Raw genomic sequence first — 14,669 nt, forward strand, 5'->3', positions numbered from 1 at the left:
TCTTTACATAAGACAAAATATCTTGTCTTTCCTATAAAAAAGGGATTTTTGGTTCACAAATAAAAACGCGAAAACAATTTGCTGTTGATTTGTCATAAAAGGGAAACGCGCCCTTTTGTGAACCAAAACCGTATAGGAACTTGTCAGAGCCCTGTACGGTTTTTATTTTAACAAATTTACAGCATAAAAGGGCTGCGGCCGCAAAGATTTATAGGTGGGTTATGAATAACGAAAAAATGGCGTATAAAAAATTAGACGTACGGATTTTCAAAAATACGGCCAAACACAAAGAAATTATAACCGACTTGGCCGGAAATACGTTTTTAACACGGACGGCGGTGGCCCGGTTGTTTGGATGTTCTTTGCCAACATTGGCCACCACCTACAAGCGTAAGGGCTTACGGCCGTTGGACCGATATGTAAACGGCCGCGTAGTGTATTTACTGGAAGATGTGGAACTGATGTATAACCGCCGGGCAACTTATTAAACAAAGTGAGGAAGTGAATTATGATAACTGGGAATCAAAACAATACTTATAAGTATGTAGCACCTTATGTGCTGACGAGAAAAAACTGCCATTATGACTACCGCGAATGCCCGAACTACTTGGCTGGGGACGGCCCGGCAGTTATGAACGTGAGTATTGTGCATAGTGATATTTACAACGGACGCTGGATTTATTTTGCGTGGGTAGAATTGGAGGACTTGACCGATTGTCCGCGTGAAATTTTAATGGAATTTGACCAAGACGAATTATTTGACACTGCACAGGGCGCGTGGAATGACCAAGAAAAATACGCGCAAGCCCTGAGTGCAACCCACTATAAATATGCGCGCTGCTACCACCATAAAAAGCAGGGTTGGTTTTCTCGTCTGTTTAAGTGGTGGGGCCCGACAAAGGCACTCGGGGCTGACGCAAACAGCAATTTCCTGGCGAAAAAGCACCAGGCGTCCGCGCTCCAACTTCCGGCGCGGCCCGAAAATACGCCGGGCGGGACAACCCAACCCGCCCGGCTGCTTGGCCGGGGGCAATTATGAGCCGAGGCCAACAACCCGCACAAGCGGCGGTGATGCTTGATTTGGACGGTGTGCTTTGTGAAAACACGTTCCGCCGGGAGTTTGGGGACGATAGAGACTATGCGCTTTTCGGCCGGCGCTGCAAAAACGCGTGTGCCAATATGGACTTTATTTGTATGGCGCGTGCCCTAAAACTGGACGGCGTGGCGGTGTACATTTTAACGGCACGGAGCGAAAAACTGCGCGCCCAAACAGAGGCTTGGCTACGCGAAAAAGGCGTGCCGGTGGACCGGCTGCTTATGCGCCCGTTGGGAAACAAACTAAATGACAACCAGTTAAAACAAAAAATGCTGTCGCGCCTTGTACGGCAGGAAGCATTAAGCCGCCCCGGCGGCCCGGTACCGCTACTGGCGGTGGACGACGACGAAAGCGTGGTAAAAATGTACCGGGATGCGGGAATCCCCGCTTATTTGCCGCTCCATGTGCCGGAGGTGCTCTTATGAGCCGGCGGCGCCAGGCGCAGGAAATAGACACGTTTGCCATTGGTCCGTCCGTTTGCGGGAATTTTGCCCACAAAGACCTGTGCCACGCCTGTGTGGCCAAAGGACTATTTGCAAGGGCTATTTGTTTTACGCAGCCGGGTAAGTGTGGCCGGCTTTACGGAGATATGAAATGAAACCCAACACCATGAATCTTATTATTGGCTCCACCAAACACGCACGAGATAAACACCCGGACTTTGCGGATAACATCTGCCGCGCCCTTTGTTTGGCCCAAGAGGAAATGGGCGAAGTGGCCAAGGCCATTAACGACCGGGCCGACTGGGAAGAGGTGGTAAGCGAAATTTACGACACCATAGCCGTTTTGGTGCGGATCGCGGAAAAGGATTTTAAGGGAGGATTCAATGAAAAATAGCACATTTGCTTGCTGTTCCCATTGCGGGGACCAGTTTTTTAAGACGGACTTAATCAAAACGCCGCGCGGCCGTTTGTGCCCGTGCTGTAAAGAAAAAGGAGGCCTTTAATATGGGAAGAAATCATAGACGAAAACGCAAATACAAATTTAACCAAAAAGAACGTGCGGCCATGGCGCGTGCAAATGTGGCTTTACGGGCGTATCAGCCTTGGCGGCTGCTTGATGTACGCGATGTTACCCCGGTGGGGTGGGTCGTGTTAGTGCTGGGGTTTGCGTTGTTATTGACCCTAATTTTGAAAATCGTTGGAGCGTAAAAAATGACGGAAGTACATTTGAAAAGCAACGGTAGTACCAATTATATTATTCCGGCCGGATATATGAATCGGGCGTTGCGCCGGAAACTCAAAAAGAAAGGAGCGCATATATGGCGAATAAGATAGACGAATTAACTGACCAAGCCGCCGACGTTGCGGCCAGTATTATCGCGGCCCCGTTCAAGTTTACGGGCGAAGTGCTGGGAAAATTGTTTTGGTGGGTGTGAAAATGAACATAAGCAAAGAGCAGTTGGTATCAGTTTGCCTTGGTTTGGCAAACTTGGTAAACAATAGAATTTCCCCCGATTTTCTGGGAACTAAACTGGCCGAAATTAACATTAATTACGACGAGGGGAATCTGCACGTTTCATTTAAATTAGCCGAAAGCAAGAGGACACAAAATGATAGAAATCGGCGATAATTTGACGATAGTATTATTCGTTTTGCTGGACTTTGCATTTGTAGGCTTTGTCTTGTGGAGGATGACGAAATGAACGCCAAAGATTTGATTCTGAAAGTAGCCGCACTTGCCCAACAAGGCGTGGGCGGCGAAAAGACAAACGCGGAAGCGTTGCTGAACCGTCTTCTTAAAGCGAACAATATGACGCTGGCAGACCTTGAAGCAGCCAAGAACCTAAAACGGGAACGGATGTTTTTTGTTGGAAAACCGTATTTAAAACGTTTGCTTGGGCAAATTATTTGTAAAGTGCTAAACGTCAGCAATTACAGCATCAAGGATTATAAGTTATTAAAAAAAATCGGTGTGGATTTAACAGACGGCCAGTTTATAAGGGTATCTATGCTTTTTGAAATTTATTCCGCTGCTTTGCTACGGGAAAGGCAAAGACTTATAAAACGCCAGGCAGAAGAAAGAAAAATTTTATTTACGGCTTTTATATATAAACACGAACTTTATCCTAATCAGCCGAATAAAAACAAAAAAACCGCACTATCCGAAGACGAGATTAGCAAAATTTTGCAAGCGATGCGGGACTTGGAAAACGTGCCGGTGCGGGAAGAATTGCCCGGCTATATGTTGGAGGACAAAAAATGAACAAAAGCAGATTTGATTTGCGCGCGCTGGTGTCGCTTACCTGCACCGTGGACGGCGAAGAAAAACAACTGTCCGTTTTACTGGACAATATCGTCCGCCAAGCCGACGATTCCGTCGGTATGTTTTACGCTGACCTTTGCGAACAGGTCAGTTGGAAACTGCCGACAGCGCACGCAAAAGCGTTTTTGGAAGAAGCAGAAAAACAAGGCGACGGGCTATGCGAAGACTGGATGTTTCTTGTACCCGACCGCATAGAACAATACACAGGCTTAAAAGATAAAAACGGACATCCGATTTGCGAGGGCGACATTATCCGGCACGACACGGCCGCAGGCGCCAAGTATTGGCCCGTGGTATTTAAAAACGGCTGCTTTGTGCTGCCTTACGAATCCGGCGACGCCTGGCTGGGTAAGGTTATTACGTTTTTCCCTTATGAAAGTGGGCTGGTGGTCGTAGGCAACATCCACGAAAACCCGGAACTATTGGAAGCCGCAAAATGAAACCAAAATCAACTTGGCGTACAGCATTTGGTGATTTGCCACCAGCACCCCGCAAGCATTTGGGAATTGTTGACAAGGCTGTTGTGGATAAGCACGGCATGAAGTACGTGCCCGGCCAGGAACTATGGCTCAAATGCCCGAATAATAAAACTTGCCCCGTATTTATTTTGGCCGTAAAAGAAAACGGAACATATGATATTGGGTCTCTGGCTGGAATAGGCATTTCTTACAATGTGCCGGAAAGCGACCTTTGTGAAACACAAGAGGAGGCGGAGCGATGACAACCACTCAACAAAAAATGAACGACGTATTGCGATTTAGAGCGTGGCATAATCCTACAAAAAGAATGTTTGACGTGTATTGTTTTACTGATAAACACGTCTTTGAAAACACATTAGACGGTATGGGAACTTCCCCCACCAATCCGGCAAATATGGAGGATTGCGTGCTGGAACAATGCACCGGGCTTAAAGATAAAACAGGGCGGCTTATTTACGAGGGCGATATTGTTAGATTTAAGATTTCTGCTGTTAAATGTGTAGGGGTTGTCCGCCGGGATAAAAATACGGGCGGCTGGTTAAAAGACGATACTGGTCAACCGCTCCATACATACATCAAAACAACGGAAATCATTGGCACTATCCACAATAAAAAACAATAGAGTAAAAAATGAAAAAAGAAAAGTTTTTACGAACAAAAGAGGATATCCGGCAAAATAACAGGGTTTTAAGAATTGCCAACAGTACCCACCGTGTTTTTGTTGTTTTTACGAGCCGGGAATTTAACCATCCGTTTAGGGGGCAAGGTGGCGCTATATTTGTCAAAAGAGGGCGCGAATATAACCCTGCTTTTGATTGTGATTTTTGGCCGGAAAGACCGCTCCCTGCTCGCAACCGCAAGCCGGAATACGGAAAAACTTTACAGAGTTATATTGATGATGGATTTAATTTGCGTTTTGCTGGCTATCCAGGCGACCGCAAGGACGCCTTTTGGAATAAAAGTACAGATTTGGTAGTTATAAGCAGGTTAAAAGAGAGGTAAAAAAATGAAAAGTTTTTGGTACGGGTTTTGTAATGTGATGAGCCAACGCATTGAATTACCGCACCTTGCCGAGTGTGAAATATATATTTTAGGGCAAATTGCCGCCGGAATTATAATAGGCGGCGTGTTTATATTTACGCTTTTTGCAGTTTGCCAACTGATAGTAGATATAATGCTGGGAAAATTTGCGATGTAAAAATTAAATAATGAGAGGTAAAATTATGCCGGAACAAAACGAAGTAGAAACAAAACAAGAAGTAGGAGGGTGCTGTGTGCCGGAAACGTGCAACTGCGCCGCTTGCGATGCTCCCGTAAAAGCCGCCGACGGCGGTTTGTCGCCTATTCCATCGTGGCAAATTCGCATGATAGATGAGTGGTACGAGTTAAAAATGCGCCACACTAAACTACACAAAATGCTTGTGAAGTGGGATGCCGGAACGTTGGACTTTACGCCGAAATGCTCCAAAGAATTGCTTAAAGACCAGTGTAAAGTCATGCGCGCTTATCTAACCATTTTAGAAATCCGCGCGGAAATTGAGGGCGTATCTTTGCCGCAATAAGCACATAACCCCGGCCTCCGGGCCGGGGTAAAAAGGAAGTGGGTATGGGTAAGGGGTTCGTACGGATTTACAGAAGCGAGGCGGATATTCCACAGTTGTGGGAGAATGCCGCGCTTTTTTGCGTGTATCAAAAGTTAAAAATGGTGGCCTTGTGGCCCGAGGGCGTGATAAAACGGCCGATCCGGGTGTTAGCCCGCCAATGTGCTGTAAGTGTGAACACGTTGCGCAAGGCGGTGGGTGGTTTGGAAAATTTGAACTTAGTAGAGGTTGATATTTCGGACCGCAACACGTGGGCGCTGCGCGTAAAATATGTGGAGCAGGAGCCCCGGCAAAACACGCCCTTGGGAGAGCTGGAAGCAGCGGACGGGCTCCCAACATCCAACGAAACCGAAAACGCGGCTCCGGCCGTTTTGGAGCCCTTTCCGGCCGAGGCGGAACTCTCTGCGCAAGCCAACCATTCCGGCGGTGCCACCAAAATGGTCCCTCCTGTGTCAAAAAATGACACAACGGGTGCAAACTTGTATCAAAATTTGACACAAGTTGTATCAAAAAATGACACAACAGCGTGTCAAAATTTGACACAACCACCTTTATATAGAGATTATTTATATATAAATAATATATATACCCCCTATAATCCCCCCATGAACCAAAAGTTGGGCTTTGAAACGTTTTGGACGGCCTACCCGAACAAAAAAGGAAAACAGCCGGCCTTAAAGAAATGGAACAGCGGGAAATATGACCCGGACATTATTTTGCCGGTGTTGGAAAAACAAAAGAAACTGCGCGACTGGGTGAAACAGGACGGGCATTTTGTACCCTTGGCCAAAACATACCTCAACCAAAAACGGTACGAGGACTGTTTGCCGCAAAGTGAGGAATACTACATCCTGAACTTTGAACACCCCCAAACGGCCCGGGAAAAAACCCTGCGGGCTTGGATAGAGGCTACGAACCCGGCCCTTTTGAAAAACGACAACCAAAAAATAAACAACGTGTTTGAAACGGACCGGGCACTGTTTGAGCAAATAGTGGCCAAATGCGGCGGTGATTTGGAGTTTGCCTTTGCCGTGATGCGCCACGGGTGGCAGTTGGGCTGTAATACCATGCGCGCCATAGCCGAACGGGCGGCGGCGTACATCAATGACTTAAACGAAAAAGGAGTAAAACAATGACGAAATACAAACGGAATTTTGGCCCGGTGGAAAACAACCCTGCGCCTGCGGCGGTGGGGAACCAGTGCCAGTTTTGCGGCAAAAACGGGCGGTGTGCCGTGCCGGTGTTTATCCGCGAGGAGCCAACGTCCCCCGCGCAGGTGGTTTGCTACAAGGTGGTGTGCGTTTTTTGCGGAAATATCCAGCAAGTAGCAGATACGGACAAGGACGGAAAGACCGTCCGCCGCCCGGCCTTTTTTGCCTATGGCACCGGGCGGGGCATTTTGACCACCTTGCGTAATTTTTTCCTGCCGCCGGACCTGTATGCCACACCGGACGGAAAAGCCGATGTGGGGCTTAAAGTGCGGCTGATTCGCGCACTATTGCGCCTGCAAGTAGCGCGACCTACGGAACGGGAATTTGGCCTGCGGGAAGTGTATGACGAGTACAAAAAAGAAAATCAGTAGTCCCGTTTGCTTTTTGGACGGATTTACGCTGCGCCATGGCGTGGTGCTGGGCGGGCGGTGCGGAGTGTGGCGAGTGCGTAGCGGCGGGCAGATTTGGCACGTGTGGGAAGAGGACTTATTTACCTCACCCGCCGGCGCGCGGGCGGTGTTAAATAAACTGGTGGGTTGACAAACTGCCAATTATAAATTACACTATGAGTATGAAAAAGAGCACAAAACAAATTAAAATTTATGAAACGAAAACGGGCAATAGACCCTTTTCTAAGTGGCTCAAAAAATTGAAGGACCAAGAGGCCGTAAACCGCATCCGCAAGCGGATATTAAACGCGGCGGAAGGGTATTTTGGCGACCACCGCAATTTGCCGGGTGGACTAATTGAACTGAAATTCCGCGCAGGGTGGCGGGTTTATTTGGCCGATTTTGATTATGTATGCATTATTCTGCTTTTATGCGGCGGGGATAAAAATACCGCAAAAGGGCAGCAGGCTGATATTGAACAGGCTTATGCTTACTTGAATGATTTTATGGATGGTGAATTGTATGAAAAAGACAAATAAATTAACAGCGGCGCAGTTAAAAAAATTGGCGGGATTTGCGGATTTTGAGGAAGAAACCGCCAAAGAAATGAAAAATAATCCGGCCGCGCAAAAGAAATTTTTACGCTTGGCCTTTGAAGAATATGCCCAAGACGGGAACCAAAAGACGCTCCTGCGGGCGTTGGGGCTCGTGTTGCGCGCCCGCGGTATTAGCGCATCCGCCCGTAAGGTAGGCGTAAGACGTAATACACTCTACACCGGGTTTAGTGCGGACGGAAACCCGCGCTTAAACACCTTTTTGGGAGCACTTCAAACGGTAGGGGCTGTGATTACCCTGCCCTAAACAAAAAGGCTTTACAAACCCGCTTTCCGACGGTGGAAAGCGGGTTTTGTTTTGTCCGGGTTTGACTATTTTAAGAAAATTACTTATACTTAATTATCTGACACGCGCTCCGGCGCGAATTGATGTAAATAAATTTTTGGTTCATAAATTTTTACCGCGTTTCCCTTTTGTGGAATTTTCATAAAAGGACGCGGTTTTTTTATGGCCAAAAAGGGGCAACCAGTTAGCGAGGCCGTTTTTGAGAAAATAGAGCAAGAAACTAAAAACTTGCTCACCGCCGCTGTGCCCACGCCAAACAAGCAACTCTGCCTGTTTGAGGACTGGGCCGAATGGAACGCCCAAGCGCGTGAAAAACACCTCAAAACACAGGCGGGGCTGACCCTTTCCCAAGAGATTTTTGCCCAACTGGTAGCCGCCGGATATACCAAGACCGAGGCCTACCGCCAAGCCTATCCAAATTGTAAGACCGAAAATTTAAATACTGTCTATCCCAAGGCCTGCCGCCTGGCAAAACTGGGCAATGTGGGGGCAAGGATAGAGGCGGTGAGAAAGCAACTGGTGGACAAGGCGTTGATGTCCCCGACGGAACTCTTCCAGCGCTTGACCGACGAGGCGCGAAACGGGGGCAAGGCGGAAATACGCCTAAAAGCGGCCGAACTGATTGGAAAAATTCACGGGCTGTTTAAGCCCGAAAAAGAAACAAGCGTCAACGTGGGCCCGGCTATTGTTGTGCAAACCATAGACTACTCCAACGCCGGGCTTCCCTCCACGGATAAGGCAACGGGTACGCGCAACCCAGACGAGGTGAAGAAATGACCTACATTACTTTGCCCCATAACTGGACCCCTCGCGCGTATCAGTTGCCTTTTTTTCGTTATTTTGCACGTGGCGGCAAGCGTGCCGTGCTGGTATGGTCCCGCCGTTTAGGCAAAGACGACGTTTGCCTGCATCAGACGGCTATGCAACTGGTAAAGACGCCGGGGACCTATTGGTTTATGCTCCCACAATACGGCCAGGCCCGCAAGGCAATTTGGGACGCGGTAAACAAGCACACCGGGCAACGCCGTATTGACGAGGCTTTCCCAAAAGAAATCCGCGCCAGTGTAAACGAAAGCGAAATGAAAATTGCGTTTAAGAACGGCAGTTTGTGGCAGGTGTGCGGGAGCGACAATTACAATGCCCTGGTGGGTTCTAACCCGGCCGGAATTGTGTTTAGCGAATATGCCCTGTCTGACCCTCAAAGTTGGGATTATTTAAAACCTATTTTGGAAGAAAACAACGGGTGGGCAATTTTCAATTCTACCGTGCGCGGACAGAACCATTTTACCCGGCTGGCGCACCTGGCACAAACAGACCCAAAGTGGTTTTATTCCAACGTAAAGGCCAGCGAAGCGGGCGTGTTTTCCCCCGAGCAACTGGCGCAAATTAAAGCCGATTATATTGCGTCCCGCGGCCAAGAATTGGGCCTAGGGATGTATTTGCAAGAATACGAGAACGACGAAAACGCATTTGCACAAACGTTTAATTCTGTTTTTTCCCGCGCGGCCGGCGAAAAAATGCGCCAAGAACCGCCCCAACTTCCCCCGCTCTGCCGGGTGGCCGGAATTGACCTCGCCCGGTTTGGCGGAGATAACAATGTAGTGTTTATTGCCGACCGTTTGACGGACCGCTCTTTGGTGGAAGTGCGCGTGGAAGCGTGGGCCGGAACGGATGCCGTGTTTACGCAAGGGAAAATTGCCGAACTTCTGACCACATACCACGTGCACCAGGCCTTAATGGACGGCGACGGCGTGGGCGGACCGATTCTTGACAACGTGCGCGCGCTGTGCGTTGGCCGCAACATTGCGTTTGAGGAATACCACAACACCGCCACCACGGGCTCTTACGGAACCAAAACCACCCAAGGGTATTTTGACCTGGCACGCGAAGCGCTGAGCGGGAAAGTGTTTTTGAGAGACGAGCGCGTTTTAAGCGAATTAGGTGCTCGTCTCTATGAGTTTAACCAAAAGGGGCAGGTAGTGCTGCAAAACAAACGGGAGTGGCGTAAAGAGGCCGGCACCAGCCCGGACTTCGCAGACGCGGCTGTTATGGCCAGTATGATTTTGCCGCTGCCCAAAGATTTTAGCGTGCAGGGCGGGAAACCCGCCTTTGCGCGCACCGAATACGATGTAATTTAACAGGAGGAAACCTATGTGCGACCCAGTAAGTGCCGTAGTAGGAATTGTAAGTGCGGCGGCCAGTATTGGTATGAGTGCTAAAAACGCGCACGACCAACGCAAGGCGGCCAGAGAGGCACAAAAAGTGCAGGAAGACACGGAACGCAAACAAAAAGCGCTCTTAGAAGCCAAAGGCGCGGCCCAAACCAGCCGCACCGATACGGCCGCCACCGAAGCGGAACGCAAACGCCGCACCGCCGTGGCCAATAATACCGTGCTGACCAGCCGCCAAGGTGCCTTGGGTACGCCCAACACCGCGGGCACGGCTTTGTACAGCGGGATAGCCTCCCGCAATACCTTGGGGTAATTATGGATATTAACGACGCAAACAACATCTTTGGCCAGTTGAAAGGCGAGTACGACCTGTGGGTGCCGCAGTGGAAGGAGTTAGCCAGCTATTTGGCCCCCACCTCCGGGAGTTTTGACGACGACGCCAAGAGCAAGCAGGGCCAAAAAATTGACGCCAAGAAGATATTGGATTCTACGGCCAGCCGGGCGGTGGCTATTTTGTCCGCCGGGATGATGAGCGGGCTGACTTCGCCCAGCCGCTCTTGGTTTGAACTGACCTTGGACGGGCCGAACGAGCAGCAGACCCACGCCGTTAAAGAGTGGCTCTATGACGTAAAGCAAATCATTGAACGCGTGTTTGCCAAAAGCAACCTATATGCCGTCCTGCGCAATTTTTACGAAGAAATGGCCGTATTCTGCACCGGGGCGTTTTTGGTGGAAGAAGATTACGACAATGTGATACATTGCCGGCCGCTGACAATTGGCGAATTTATGTTGGCGCACGACCAACGCGGCAGAATTGATACTTACGGCCGCGAGTTTTATATGACGGTAGCCCAACTGGTGGGCGAATTTGGTATGGATAACGTACCGCAGACCGTCCGCCAGCAGTATAACGATAAAAAATATAGTGCAACCTACAAAGTACGCCACCTGATTACCCCCAACCGCGACCGCAAACCGGGCGAGTTAGGCCATAACAATATGCCCTATATCAGCGTGTACTGGATGAGCGGGCAACCGACGTTCCTGCGCAAAAGCGGGTATGAGGACTTCCCAGTTATTGCCAGCCGCTGGGAAATAAAACGCCCCAACGACACCTACGGGCGTGGCCCCGGCTGGACGGTGCTGGGCGACGTGAAAATGCTGCAAAAAATGCAGAAAAAGAAACTGGTGGCACTGGACAAAAGCATTGACCCGCCCATTATGGTATCTAACCGCGTGCAGGGAGAGATTAACTTGCTTCCCGGTGGGATTACCCGGTATAGCGATAACGCCGACGCGGCAGTGAAACCCGTCTATCAGGTAGCCGCAGACCTAAAAAGCGTGGAATATAGCATTGAACAAACACGCCAAAGAATCAGCGAGCAGTTTTTTGCCGATATGTTTTTAATGATTTCCAATGTAGATGCGGGCAAAATGACTGCTACCGAAGTAGCGGAACGCTCCCAAGAAAAAATGATGATGTTGGGCCCGGTATTGGAACGCCTGAAAAATGAACTATTGGACCCGCTTATTGAGCGGACCTTTAACATTTGTTCCCGCGCGGGGATTTTGCCACCGCCGCCCGACGAAATACAGGGGCGGGATATACAAGTGTCTTATATCTCTATGATCGCGCAAGCGCAAAAGGCTACCGCCTTAAACTCTATCCGCCAAGGCGCGCAATTTGCGGCAGAACTAGCCCAAATACAAGCCGCCGCCGGGGCCGAAGTGTTGGACAACGTGGACTTTGACGGCGCGCTGCGTGAGGGGCTGGCGGCCATTGGCGCCACGCCGAAAATGATTCGCCCGGAGGAAGAGGTGCAAACCTCCCGCCAAGCCCGCGCCCAGCAGGCGCAGGAAATGGCCCAGCAGGCCCAAATTGCCCAGGCAGTACAGAGCGCCAAAACCTTGGCCAACACCCCCTTAGGAACGGGCAGCGCACTGGACGCGGTTGCCCAAGGAGCAGCCAATGAATAAGCAACTTTTGCAACGCGCGAAGGCCAAAGAAATGCGTACGTTGCGCGACTGGCGTCGCGTGCTGAATTTGGTAGAGGGCCGGCGGGTAGTGTGGCAACTCTTACTTGCCTGTGGGCACCGTCAAGAGGCGTTTGTCCCGGGCGACCCTGAGGCCACCGCCTACCATTGTGGCAAACGGGCGCTAGGAAATGAAATGGAGGAAGTTATCCGGCGTGCCGACCCGCAAGCCTATGAGCAAATGCGGCAGGAGTACGAAGCAGAATTAAAACAAAACCAAAAGGAATTAGAAAATGTGGAGGACGAAGATGAATAGATACAAACTTATCCGTATGCAGTTAGAAACTGCCGGAACCCCAGCGGACGCGGGTGCGGCGGGAACCGCTCCGGCTACTGAACCCGCAGGAAACGGACCGGCACAGGAACCAGTTGGCAAACCGGCCCCGGCCACGCCGCCTGCGACGCAGGCCAATGAGCCGAAAAATAATCCGGCGGGAACCGCTCCGGCTACTGAACCCGCAGGAAACGGACCGGCACAGGAACCAGTTGGCAAACCGGCCCCGGCCACGCCGCCTGCGACGCAGGCCAATGAGCCGAAAAATAATCCGGCGGGAACCGCTCCGGCTACTGAACCCGCAGGAAACGATAAACACTCTTTACTCGGGGGAGCCCAAACGGCAGGCACTCAACCGGCCACCGGCTCCGCTGGGACCAACCCGGACGGCGGCACGCAAAAACCCGGCGACGGACAAAACGCCACGCAGGACCCGTACAAGGACTTAACCTTGCCGGACGGGGCTGCTGTGGATCAAACACAAATGGCCAAATACAAAGATTTGGCCAAAAACTTAAACCTCAAACCCGAAGCCGCACAGGCGATTTTGGACTTTGAGGCGGAACGCTTATCTGCCGGAGCCGCGGCGGCTGCCGCTGCCTGGCAGGAACAGGTGAAACAGGAACACGGCGACAAATTGCCCCTCGTCTTGGCCACATGCGCCAAAGCGATTGACCAATTTGGCGGCGACGAACTGCGCACCTTGTTGGACCAAACGGGCCTGGGGAACCACCCCTTGCTCGTAAAAGCGTTCTATAAAGCGGGGACACTGATAAAAGAAGACAAGTCCGTGTCCTCTAACGGGACCGCAACCGGCGACCTGACGTTTACGGAAGCCCTTTACGGCCGTTCCAAATAATCAGAGGTAAAAAATATGGCAGTTATTGCTGATAAAATGTACAACCTCCGCGATTATGCCGCCCAGTTTGGCGCCAATGGACAAGAGTTAGCCATTGCGGAAGTATTAAGCCAAACCAACGATATTATTGCGGATATGCCCCTGGTGGAAGGCAACTCCGACGCCGGACACGAATTTGCCGTGCGTACGGGTATTCCCAAGGGTGCGTTTCGCCGGGCGTATAAGGGCATTCCGCCCGAAAAAGCCACGAGCCAAGTGGTCTTGGCCCGCTTTGGAACCTTGGGCGCGTACTCCGTCATTGACAAACTGACCGCCGAAAAGGGCGGCAACGTGGACGCCGTGCGCTCCGGACAGAGCCGGGCGATTTTGTCCGGGATGTCCAACACTATGGCCGACGCCATTATTTATGGCGGCGAAGACGAATTGGACAAATTCCCGGGCTTGGAAGCACACTATGGCAGTTTATCCGCCAAAGTTCCGTCCAGCCGCAACATCGTCAACGCGGGCGGCAACAGCGCGGCGAAGAACTCCTCCATTTACTTGGTGGTGTGGGACCCCGACAAGGTGTTTTCGTTCTTCCCCAAAGGGGCCAAAGCCGGGTTGGAACGCAAAGACTTCGGCTTAGTCAACCATACCGATGCCGAGGGTGAGGAATACCCGGCCTACAAGGAATACTTTGAGTGGAAACTGGGTATTGCCGTGCAGGACTGGCGCTACGCCGGCCGTATTTGCAACATTAATACCGCCGACTTGGCCAACGTGGACCTGGTGGGCCTGATGCAGGACTTGGAAGAAAAAATCCAAGCCACCAATGTGGGCCACCCCGTGTGGTATATGAACCGCACCGTAAGAAGCGCCCTGCGCAAGCAGGTGGGCAATAAGGCCAACGTGCAATACACGCCTGATACGCCCAATGCTAAACCGATTTTGCGGTTTAGCGAAATCCCGGTGCATTTGTGCGATGCCATTAAAGACACCGAAGCCAAGTTAGGAGCGTAATATGAGAGATGAAACCTTATTCTACTCCAAAGAACAGGCCGTTACGGCCACGGCTAACTCCACCAACGTCCTTGATTTGGGCGGCGACTTGGTACACGGGTTGTACCTGGTCTTACAGGTCGGTACGCCATTTGCCGGACTTACCAAACTGGTGGCCACGCTGGAAACTGCGGACGATGCGGCATTCTCGTCTGCTGAAACGGTTATGACGTTGCCGGACTACTCGGCGGCGAGTTTAACCGAAAACAAAGTGCTCTGCAAGGTGTGTTTGCCCGTGGGTATGAAAAAATACTCCCGCATTAAATACACCGTGACGGGCACAGGCACCGCCGGGACCATGAGTGCTTTCTTAATGGACAACCCCGGTATTGGGCTGTAAGCAAAATACACA

General features: G+C 50.7%; 27 protein-coding genes. All 27 read left to right on the top strand.

Annotated elements, in window-relative coordinates; all coding sequences use genetic code 11:
• Positions 1-221: 221 nt before the first annotated feature.
• Positions 222-488, top strand: a complete 267-nt coding sequence (locus ACQY2K_RS06680) for a hypothetical protein (protein WP_428041202.1) — start codon at positions 222-224, stop codon at positions 486-488.
• A gap of 20 nt (positions 489-508) precedes the next feature.
• The gene (locus tag ACQY2K_RS06685) at positions 509-1,039 is read left to right on the top strand and encodes a hypothetical protein (protein ID WP_428041203.1); all 531 of its coding nucleotides are present in this window, start codon (positions 509-511) and stop codon (positions 1,037-1,039) included.
• Positions 1,036-1,521 carry a hypothetical protein gene (locus tag ACQY2K_RS06690; protein WP_428041204.1) on the top strand — a complete coding sequence of 162 codons (486 nt, stop codon included), beginning with the start codon at positions 1,036-1,038 and terminating at the stop codon, positions 1,519-1,521. The genes ACQY2K_RS06685 and ACQY2K_RS06690 overlap by 4 nt, the downstream gene beginning before the upstream one ends.
• The gene (locus tag ACQY2K_RS06695; RefSeq protein WP_428041205.1) at positions 1,518-1,694 is read left to right on the top strand and encodes a hypothetical protein; all 177 of its coding nucleotides are present in this window, start codon (positions 1,518-1,520) and stop codon (positions 1,692-1,694) included. Before ACQY2K_RS06690 ends, ACQY2K_RS06695 begins: the two co-directional genes overlap by 4 nt.
• Entirely contained in the window at positions 1,691-1,933 is a 243-nt protein-coding gene (locus ACQY2K_RS06700; protein ID WP_428041206.1) for a MazG-like family protein, read from the top strand. Before ACQY2K_RS06695 ends, ACQY2K_RS06700 begins: the two co-directional genes overlap by 4 nt.
• A 110-nt stretch (positions 1,934-2,043) precedes the next feature.
• Positions 2,044-2,247, top strand: a complete 204-nt coding sequence (locus tag ACQY2K_RS06705) for a hypothetical protein (protein WP_428041207.1) — start codon at positions 2,044-2,046, stop codon at positions 2,245-2,247.
• A gap of 229 nt (positions 2,248-2,476) precedes the next feature.
• Positions 2,477-2,668 (top strand): hypothetical protein, encoded by a 192-nt coding sequence (locus ACQY2K_RS06710; protein WP_428041208.1) that lies wholly within the window; start codon positions 2,477-2,479, stop codon positions 2,666-2,668.
• A gap of 69 nt (positions 2,669-2,737) precedes the next feature.
• Positions 2,738-3,301: a hypothetical protein gene (locus ACQY2K_RS06715; protein WP_428041209.1), complete on the top strand. Its 564-nt coding sequence runs from the start codon at positions 2,738-2,740 to the stop codon at positions 3,299-3,301.
• Entirely contained in the window at positions 3,298-3,801 is a 504-nt protein-coding gene (locus ACQY2K_RS06720) for a YopX family protein (protein ID WP_428041210.1), read from the top strand. The genes ACQY2K_RS06715 and ACQY2K_RS06720 overlap by 4 nt, the downstream gene beginning before the upstream one ends.
• A complete protein-coding gene (locus ACQY2K_RS06725) occupies positions 3,798-4,082 on the top strand; it encodes a hypothetical protein (RefSeq protein WP_428041211.1) in 285 nt (94 codons plus the stop codon). Before ACQY2K_RS06720 ends, ACQY2K_RS06725 begins: the two co-directional genes overlap by 4 nt.
• Positions 4,079-4,462 (top strand): YopX family protein, encoded by a 384-nt coding sequence (locus tag ACQY2K_RS06730; RefSeq protein ID WP_428041212.1) that lies wholly within the window; start codon positions 4,079-4,081, stop codon positions 4,460-4,462. Before ACQY2K_RS06725 ends, ACQY2K_RS06730 begins: the two co-directional genes overlap by 4 nt.
• 8 nt (positions 4,463-4,470) lie before the next feature.
• Positions 4,471-4,842 carry a hypothetical protein gene (locus ACQY2K_RS06735; protein WP_428041213.1) on the top strand — a complete coding sequence of 124 codons (372 nt, stop codon included), beginning with the start codon at positions 4,471-4,473 and terminating at the stop codon, positions 4,840-4,842.
• A gap of 4 nt (positions 4,843-4,846) precedes the next feature.
• Entirely contained in the window at positions 4,847-5,038 is a 192-nt protein-coding gene (locus ACQY2K_RS06740; RefSeq protein ID WP_428041214.1) for a hypothetical protein, read from the top strand.
• A gap of 10 nt (positions 5,039-5,048) precedes the next feature.
• A complete protein-coding gene (locus ACQY2K_RS06745) occupies positions 5,049-5,402 on the top strand; it encodes a crAss001_48 related protein (protein WP_428041215.1) in 354 nt (117 codons plus the stop codon).
• A 44-nt stretch (positions 5,403-5,446) separates the two neighbouring features.
• Positions 5,447-6,577 (top strand): hypothetical protein, encoded by a 1,131-nt coding sequence (locus tag ACQY2K_RS06750; protein ID WP_428041216.1) that lies wholly within the window; start codon positions 5,447-5,449, stop codon positions 6,575-6,577.
• Positions 6,574-7,023, top strand: a complete 450-nt coding sequence (locus ACQY2K_RS06755; RefSeq protein WP_428041217.1) for a hypothetical protein — start codon at positions 6,574-6,576, stop codon at positions 7,021-7,023. The genes ACQY2K_RS06750 and ACQY2K_RS06755 overlap by 4 nt, the downstream gene beginning before the upstream one ends.
• A complete protein-coding gene (locus ACQY2K_RS06760) occupies positions 6,995-7,192 on the top strand; it encodes a hypothetical protein (RefSeq protein ID WP_428041218.1) in 198 nt (65 codons plus the stop codon). The genes ACQY2K_RS06755 and ACQY2K_RS06760 overlap by 29 nt, the downstream gene beginning before the upstream one ends.
• Before the next feature lie 31 nt (positions 7,193-7,223).
• Positions 7,224-7,580, top strand: a complete 357-nt coding sequence (locus ACQY2K_RS06765; protein WP_428041219.1) for a type II toxin-antitoxin system RelE/ParE family toxin — start codon at positions 7,224-7,226, stop codon at positions 7,578-7,580.
• Positions 7,564-7,902: a DNA-binding protein gene (locus tag ACQY2K_RS06770; RefSeq protein WP_428041220.1), complete on the top strand. Its 339-nt coding sequence runs from the start codon at positions 7,564-7,566 to the stop codon at positions 7,900-7,902. Before ACQY2K_RS06765 ends, ACQY2K_RS06770 begins: the two co-directional genes overlap by 17 nt.
• 201 nt (positions 7,903-8,103) lie before the next feature.
• Positions 8,104-8,718 carry a hypothetical protein gene (locus tag ACQY2K_RS06775; RefSeq protein ID WP_428041221.1) on the top strand — a complete coding sequence of 205 codons (615 nt, stop codon included), beginning with the start codon at positions 8,104-8,106 and terminating at the stop codon, positions 8,716-8,718.
• On the top strand, positions 8,715-10,079 hold the full coding sequence (locus tag ACQY2K_RS06780; protein WP_428041222.1) for a hypothetical protein: 1,365 nt from the start codon (positions 8,715-8,717) through the stop codon (positions 10,077-10,079). The genes ACQY2K_RS06775 and ACQY2K_RS06780 overlap by 4 nt, the downstream gene beginning before the upstream one ends.
• A gap of 13 nt (positions 10,080-10,092) precedes the next feature.
• A complete protein-coding gene (locus tag ACQY2K_RS06785; protein ID WP_428041223.1) occupies positions 10,093-10,425 on the top strand; it encodes a hypothetical protein in 333 nt (110 codons plus the stop codon).
• Between the two features lie 2 nt (positions 10,426-10,427).
• A complete protein-coding gene (locus tag ACQY2K_RS06790) occupies positions 10,428-12,089 on the top strand; it encodes a portal protein (RefSeq protein WP_428041224.1) in 1,662 nt (553 codons plus the stop codon).
• Positions 12,082-12,402: a hypothetical protein gene (locus ACQY2K_RS06795; RefSeq protein ID WP_428041225.1), complete on the top strand. Its 321-nt coding sequence runs from the start codon at positions 12,082-12,084 to the stop codon at positions 12,400-12,402. The genes ACQY2K_RS06790 and ACQY2K_RS06795 overlap by 8 nt, the downstream gene beginning before the upstream one ends.
• Positions 12,395-13,279, top strand: coding sequence for a hypothetical protein (locus ACQY2K_RS06800; protein WP_428041226.1), 885 nt, complete (start codon positions 12,395-12,397; stop codon positions 13,277-13,279). The genes ACQY2K_RS06795 and ACQY2K_RS06800 overlap by 8 nt, the downstream gene beginning before the upstream one ends.
• Positions 13,280-13,294: 15 nt before the next feature.
• A complete protein-coding gene (locus ACQY2K_RS06805; RefSeq protein ID WP_428041227.1) occupies positions 13,295-14,278 on the top strand; it encodes a major capsid protein in 984 nt (327 codons plus the stop codon).
• 1 nt (position 14,279) lies between these two features.
• Positions 14,280-14,657: a Bbp16 family capsid cement protein gene (locus ACQY2K_RS06810; RefSeq protein WP_428041228.1), complete on the top strand. Its 378-nt coding sequence runs from the start codon at positions 14,280-14,282 to the stop codon at positions 14,655-14,657.
• Positions 14,658-14,669: the final 12 nt, after the last annotated feature.

The sequence above is a fragment of the Candidatus Avelusimicrobium fimicolum genome (assembly GCF_021632165.1).
GTDB classification, from domain to species: Bacteria; Elusimicrobiota; Elusimicrobia; order Elusimicrobiales; family Elusimicrobiaceae; genus Avelusimicrobium; species Avelusimicrobium fimicola.

Bases quoted from the DNA above. Each gene is read 5' to 3' on its own strand.
- ACQY2K_RS06680 (WP_428041202.1), top strand. From the start codon at position 222: ATGAATAACGAAAAAATGGCGTATAAAAAATTAGACGTACGGATTTTC.
- ACQY2K_RS06685 (WP_428041203.1), top strand. From the start codon at position 509: ATGATAACTGGGAATCAAAACAATACTTATAAGTATGTAGCACCTTAT.
- ACQY2K_RS06690 (WP_428041204.1), top strand. From the start codon at position 1,036: ATGAGCCGAGGCCAACAACCCGCACAAGCGGCGGTGATGCTTGATTTG.
- ACQY2K_RS06695 (WP_428041205.1), top strand. From the start codon at position 1,518: ATGAGCCGGCGGCGCCAGGCGCAGGAAATAGACACGTTTGCCATTGGT.
- ACQY2K_RS06700 (WP_428041206.1), top strand. From the start codon at position 1,691: ATGAAACCCAACACCATGAATCTTATTATTGGCTCCACCAAACACGCA.
- ACQY2K_RS06705 (WP_428041207.1), top strand. From the start codon at position 2,044: ATGGGAAGAAATCATAGACGAAAACGCAAATACAAATTTAACCAAAAA.
- ACQY2K_RS06710 (WP_428041208.1), top strand. From the start codon at position 2,477: ATGAACATAAGCAAAGAGCAGTTGGTATCAGTTTGCCTTGGTTTGGCA.
- ACQY2K_RS06715 (WP_428041209.1), top strand. From the start codon at position 2,738: ATGAACGCCAAAGATTTGATTCTGAAAGTAGCCGCACTTGCCCAACAA.
- ACQY2K_RS06720 (WP_428041210.1), top strand. From the start codon at position 3,298: ATGAACAAAAGCAGATTTGATTTGCGCGCGCTGGTGTCGCTTACCTGC.
- ACQY2K_RS06725 (WP_428041211.1), top strand. From the start codon at position 3,798: ATGAAACCAAAATCAACTTGGCGTACAGCATTTGGTGATTTGCCACCA.
- ACQY2K_RS06730 (WP_428041212.1), top strand. From the start codon at position 4,079: ATGACAACCACTCAACAAAAAATGAACGACGTATTGCGATTTAGAGCG.
- ACQY2K_RS06735 (WP_428041213.1), top strand. From the start codon at position 4,471: ATGAAAAAAGAAAAGTTTTTACGAACAAAAGAGGATATCCGGCAAAAT.
- ACQY2K_RS06740 (WP_428041214.1), top strand. From the start codon at position 4,847: ATGAAAAGTTTTTGGTACGGGTTTTGTAATGTGATGAGCCAACGCATT.
- ACQY2K_RS06745 (WP_428041215.1), top strand. From the start codon at position 5,049: ATGAGAGGTAAAATTATGCCGGAACAAAACGAAGTAGAAACAAAACAA.
- ACQY2K_RS06750 (WP_428041216.1), top strand. From the start codon at position 5,447: ATGGGTAAGGGGTTCGTACGGATTTACAGAAGCGAGGCGGATATTCCA.
- ACQY2K_RS06755 (WP_428041217.1), top strand. From the start codon at position 6,574: ATGACGAAATACAAACGGAATTTTGGCCCGGTGGAAAACAACCCTGCG.
- ACQY2K_RS06760 (WP_428041218.1), top strand. From the start codon at position 6,995: ATGACGAGTACAAAAAAGAAAATCAGTAGTCCCGTTTGCTTTTTGGAC.
- ACQY2K_RS06765 (WP_428041219.1), top strand. From the start codon at position 7,224: ATGAAAAAGAGCACAAAACAAATTAAAATTTATGAAACGAAAACGGGC.
- ACQY2K_RS06770 (WP_428041220.1), top strand. From the start codon at position 7,564: ATGAAAAAGACAAATAAATTAACAGCGGCGCAGTTAAAAAAATTGGCG.
- ACQY2K_RS06775 (WP_428041221.1), top strand. From the start codon at position 8,104: ATGGCCAAAAAGGGGCAACCAGTTAGCGAGGCCGTTTTTGAGAAAATA.
- ACQY2K_RS06780 (WP_428041222.1), top strand. From the start codon at position 8,715: ATGACCTACATTACTTTGCCCCATAACTGGACCCCTCGCGCGTATCAG.
- ACQY2K_RS06785 (WP_428041223.1), top strand. From the start codon at position 10,093: ATGTGCGACCCAGTAAGTGCCGTAGTAGGAATTGTAAGTGCGGCGGCC.
- ACQY2K_RS06790 (WP_428041224.1), top strand. From the start codon at position 10,428: ATGGATATTAACGACGCAAACAACATCTTTGGCCAGTTGAAAGGCGAG.
- ACQY2K_RS06795 (WP_428041225.1), top strand. From the start codon at position 12,082: ATGAATAAGCAACTTTTGCAACGCGCGAAGGCCAAAGAAATGCGTACG.
- ACQY2K_RS06800 (WP_428041226.1), top strand. From the start codon at position 12,395: ATGAATAGATACAAACTTATCCGTATGCAGTTAGAAACTGCCGGAACC.
- ACQY2K_RS06805 (WP_428041227.1), top strand. From the start codon at position 13,295: ATGGCAGTTATTGCTGATAAAATGTACAACCTCCGCGATTATGCCGCC.
- ACQY2K_RS06810 (WP_428041228.1), top strand. From the start codon at position 14,280: ATGAGAGATGAAACCTTATTCTACTCCAAAGAACAGGCCGTTACGGCC.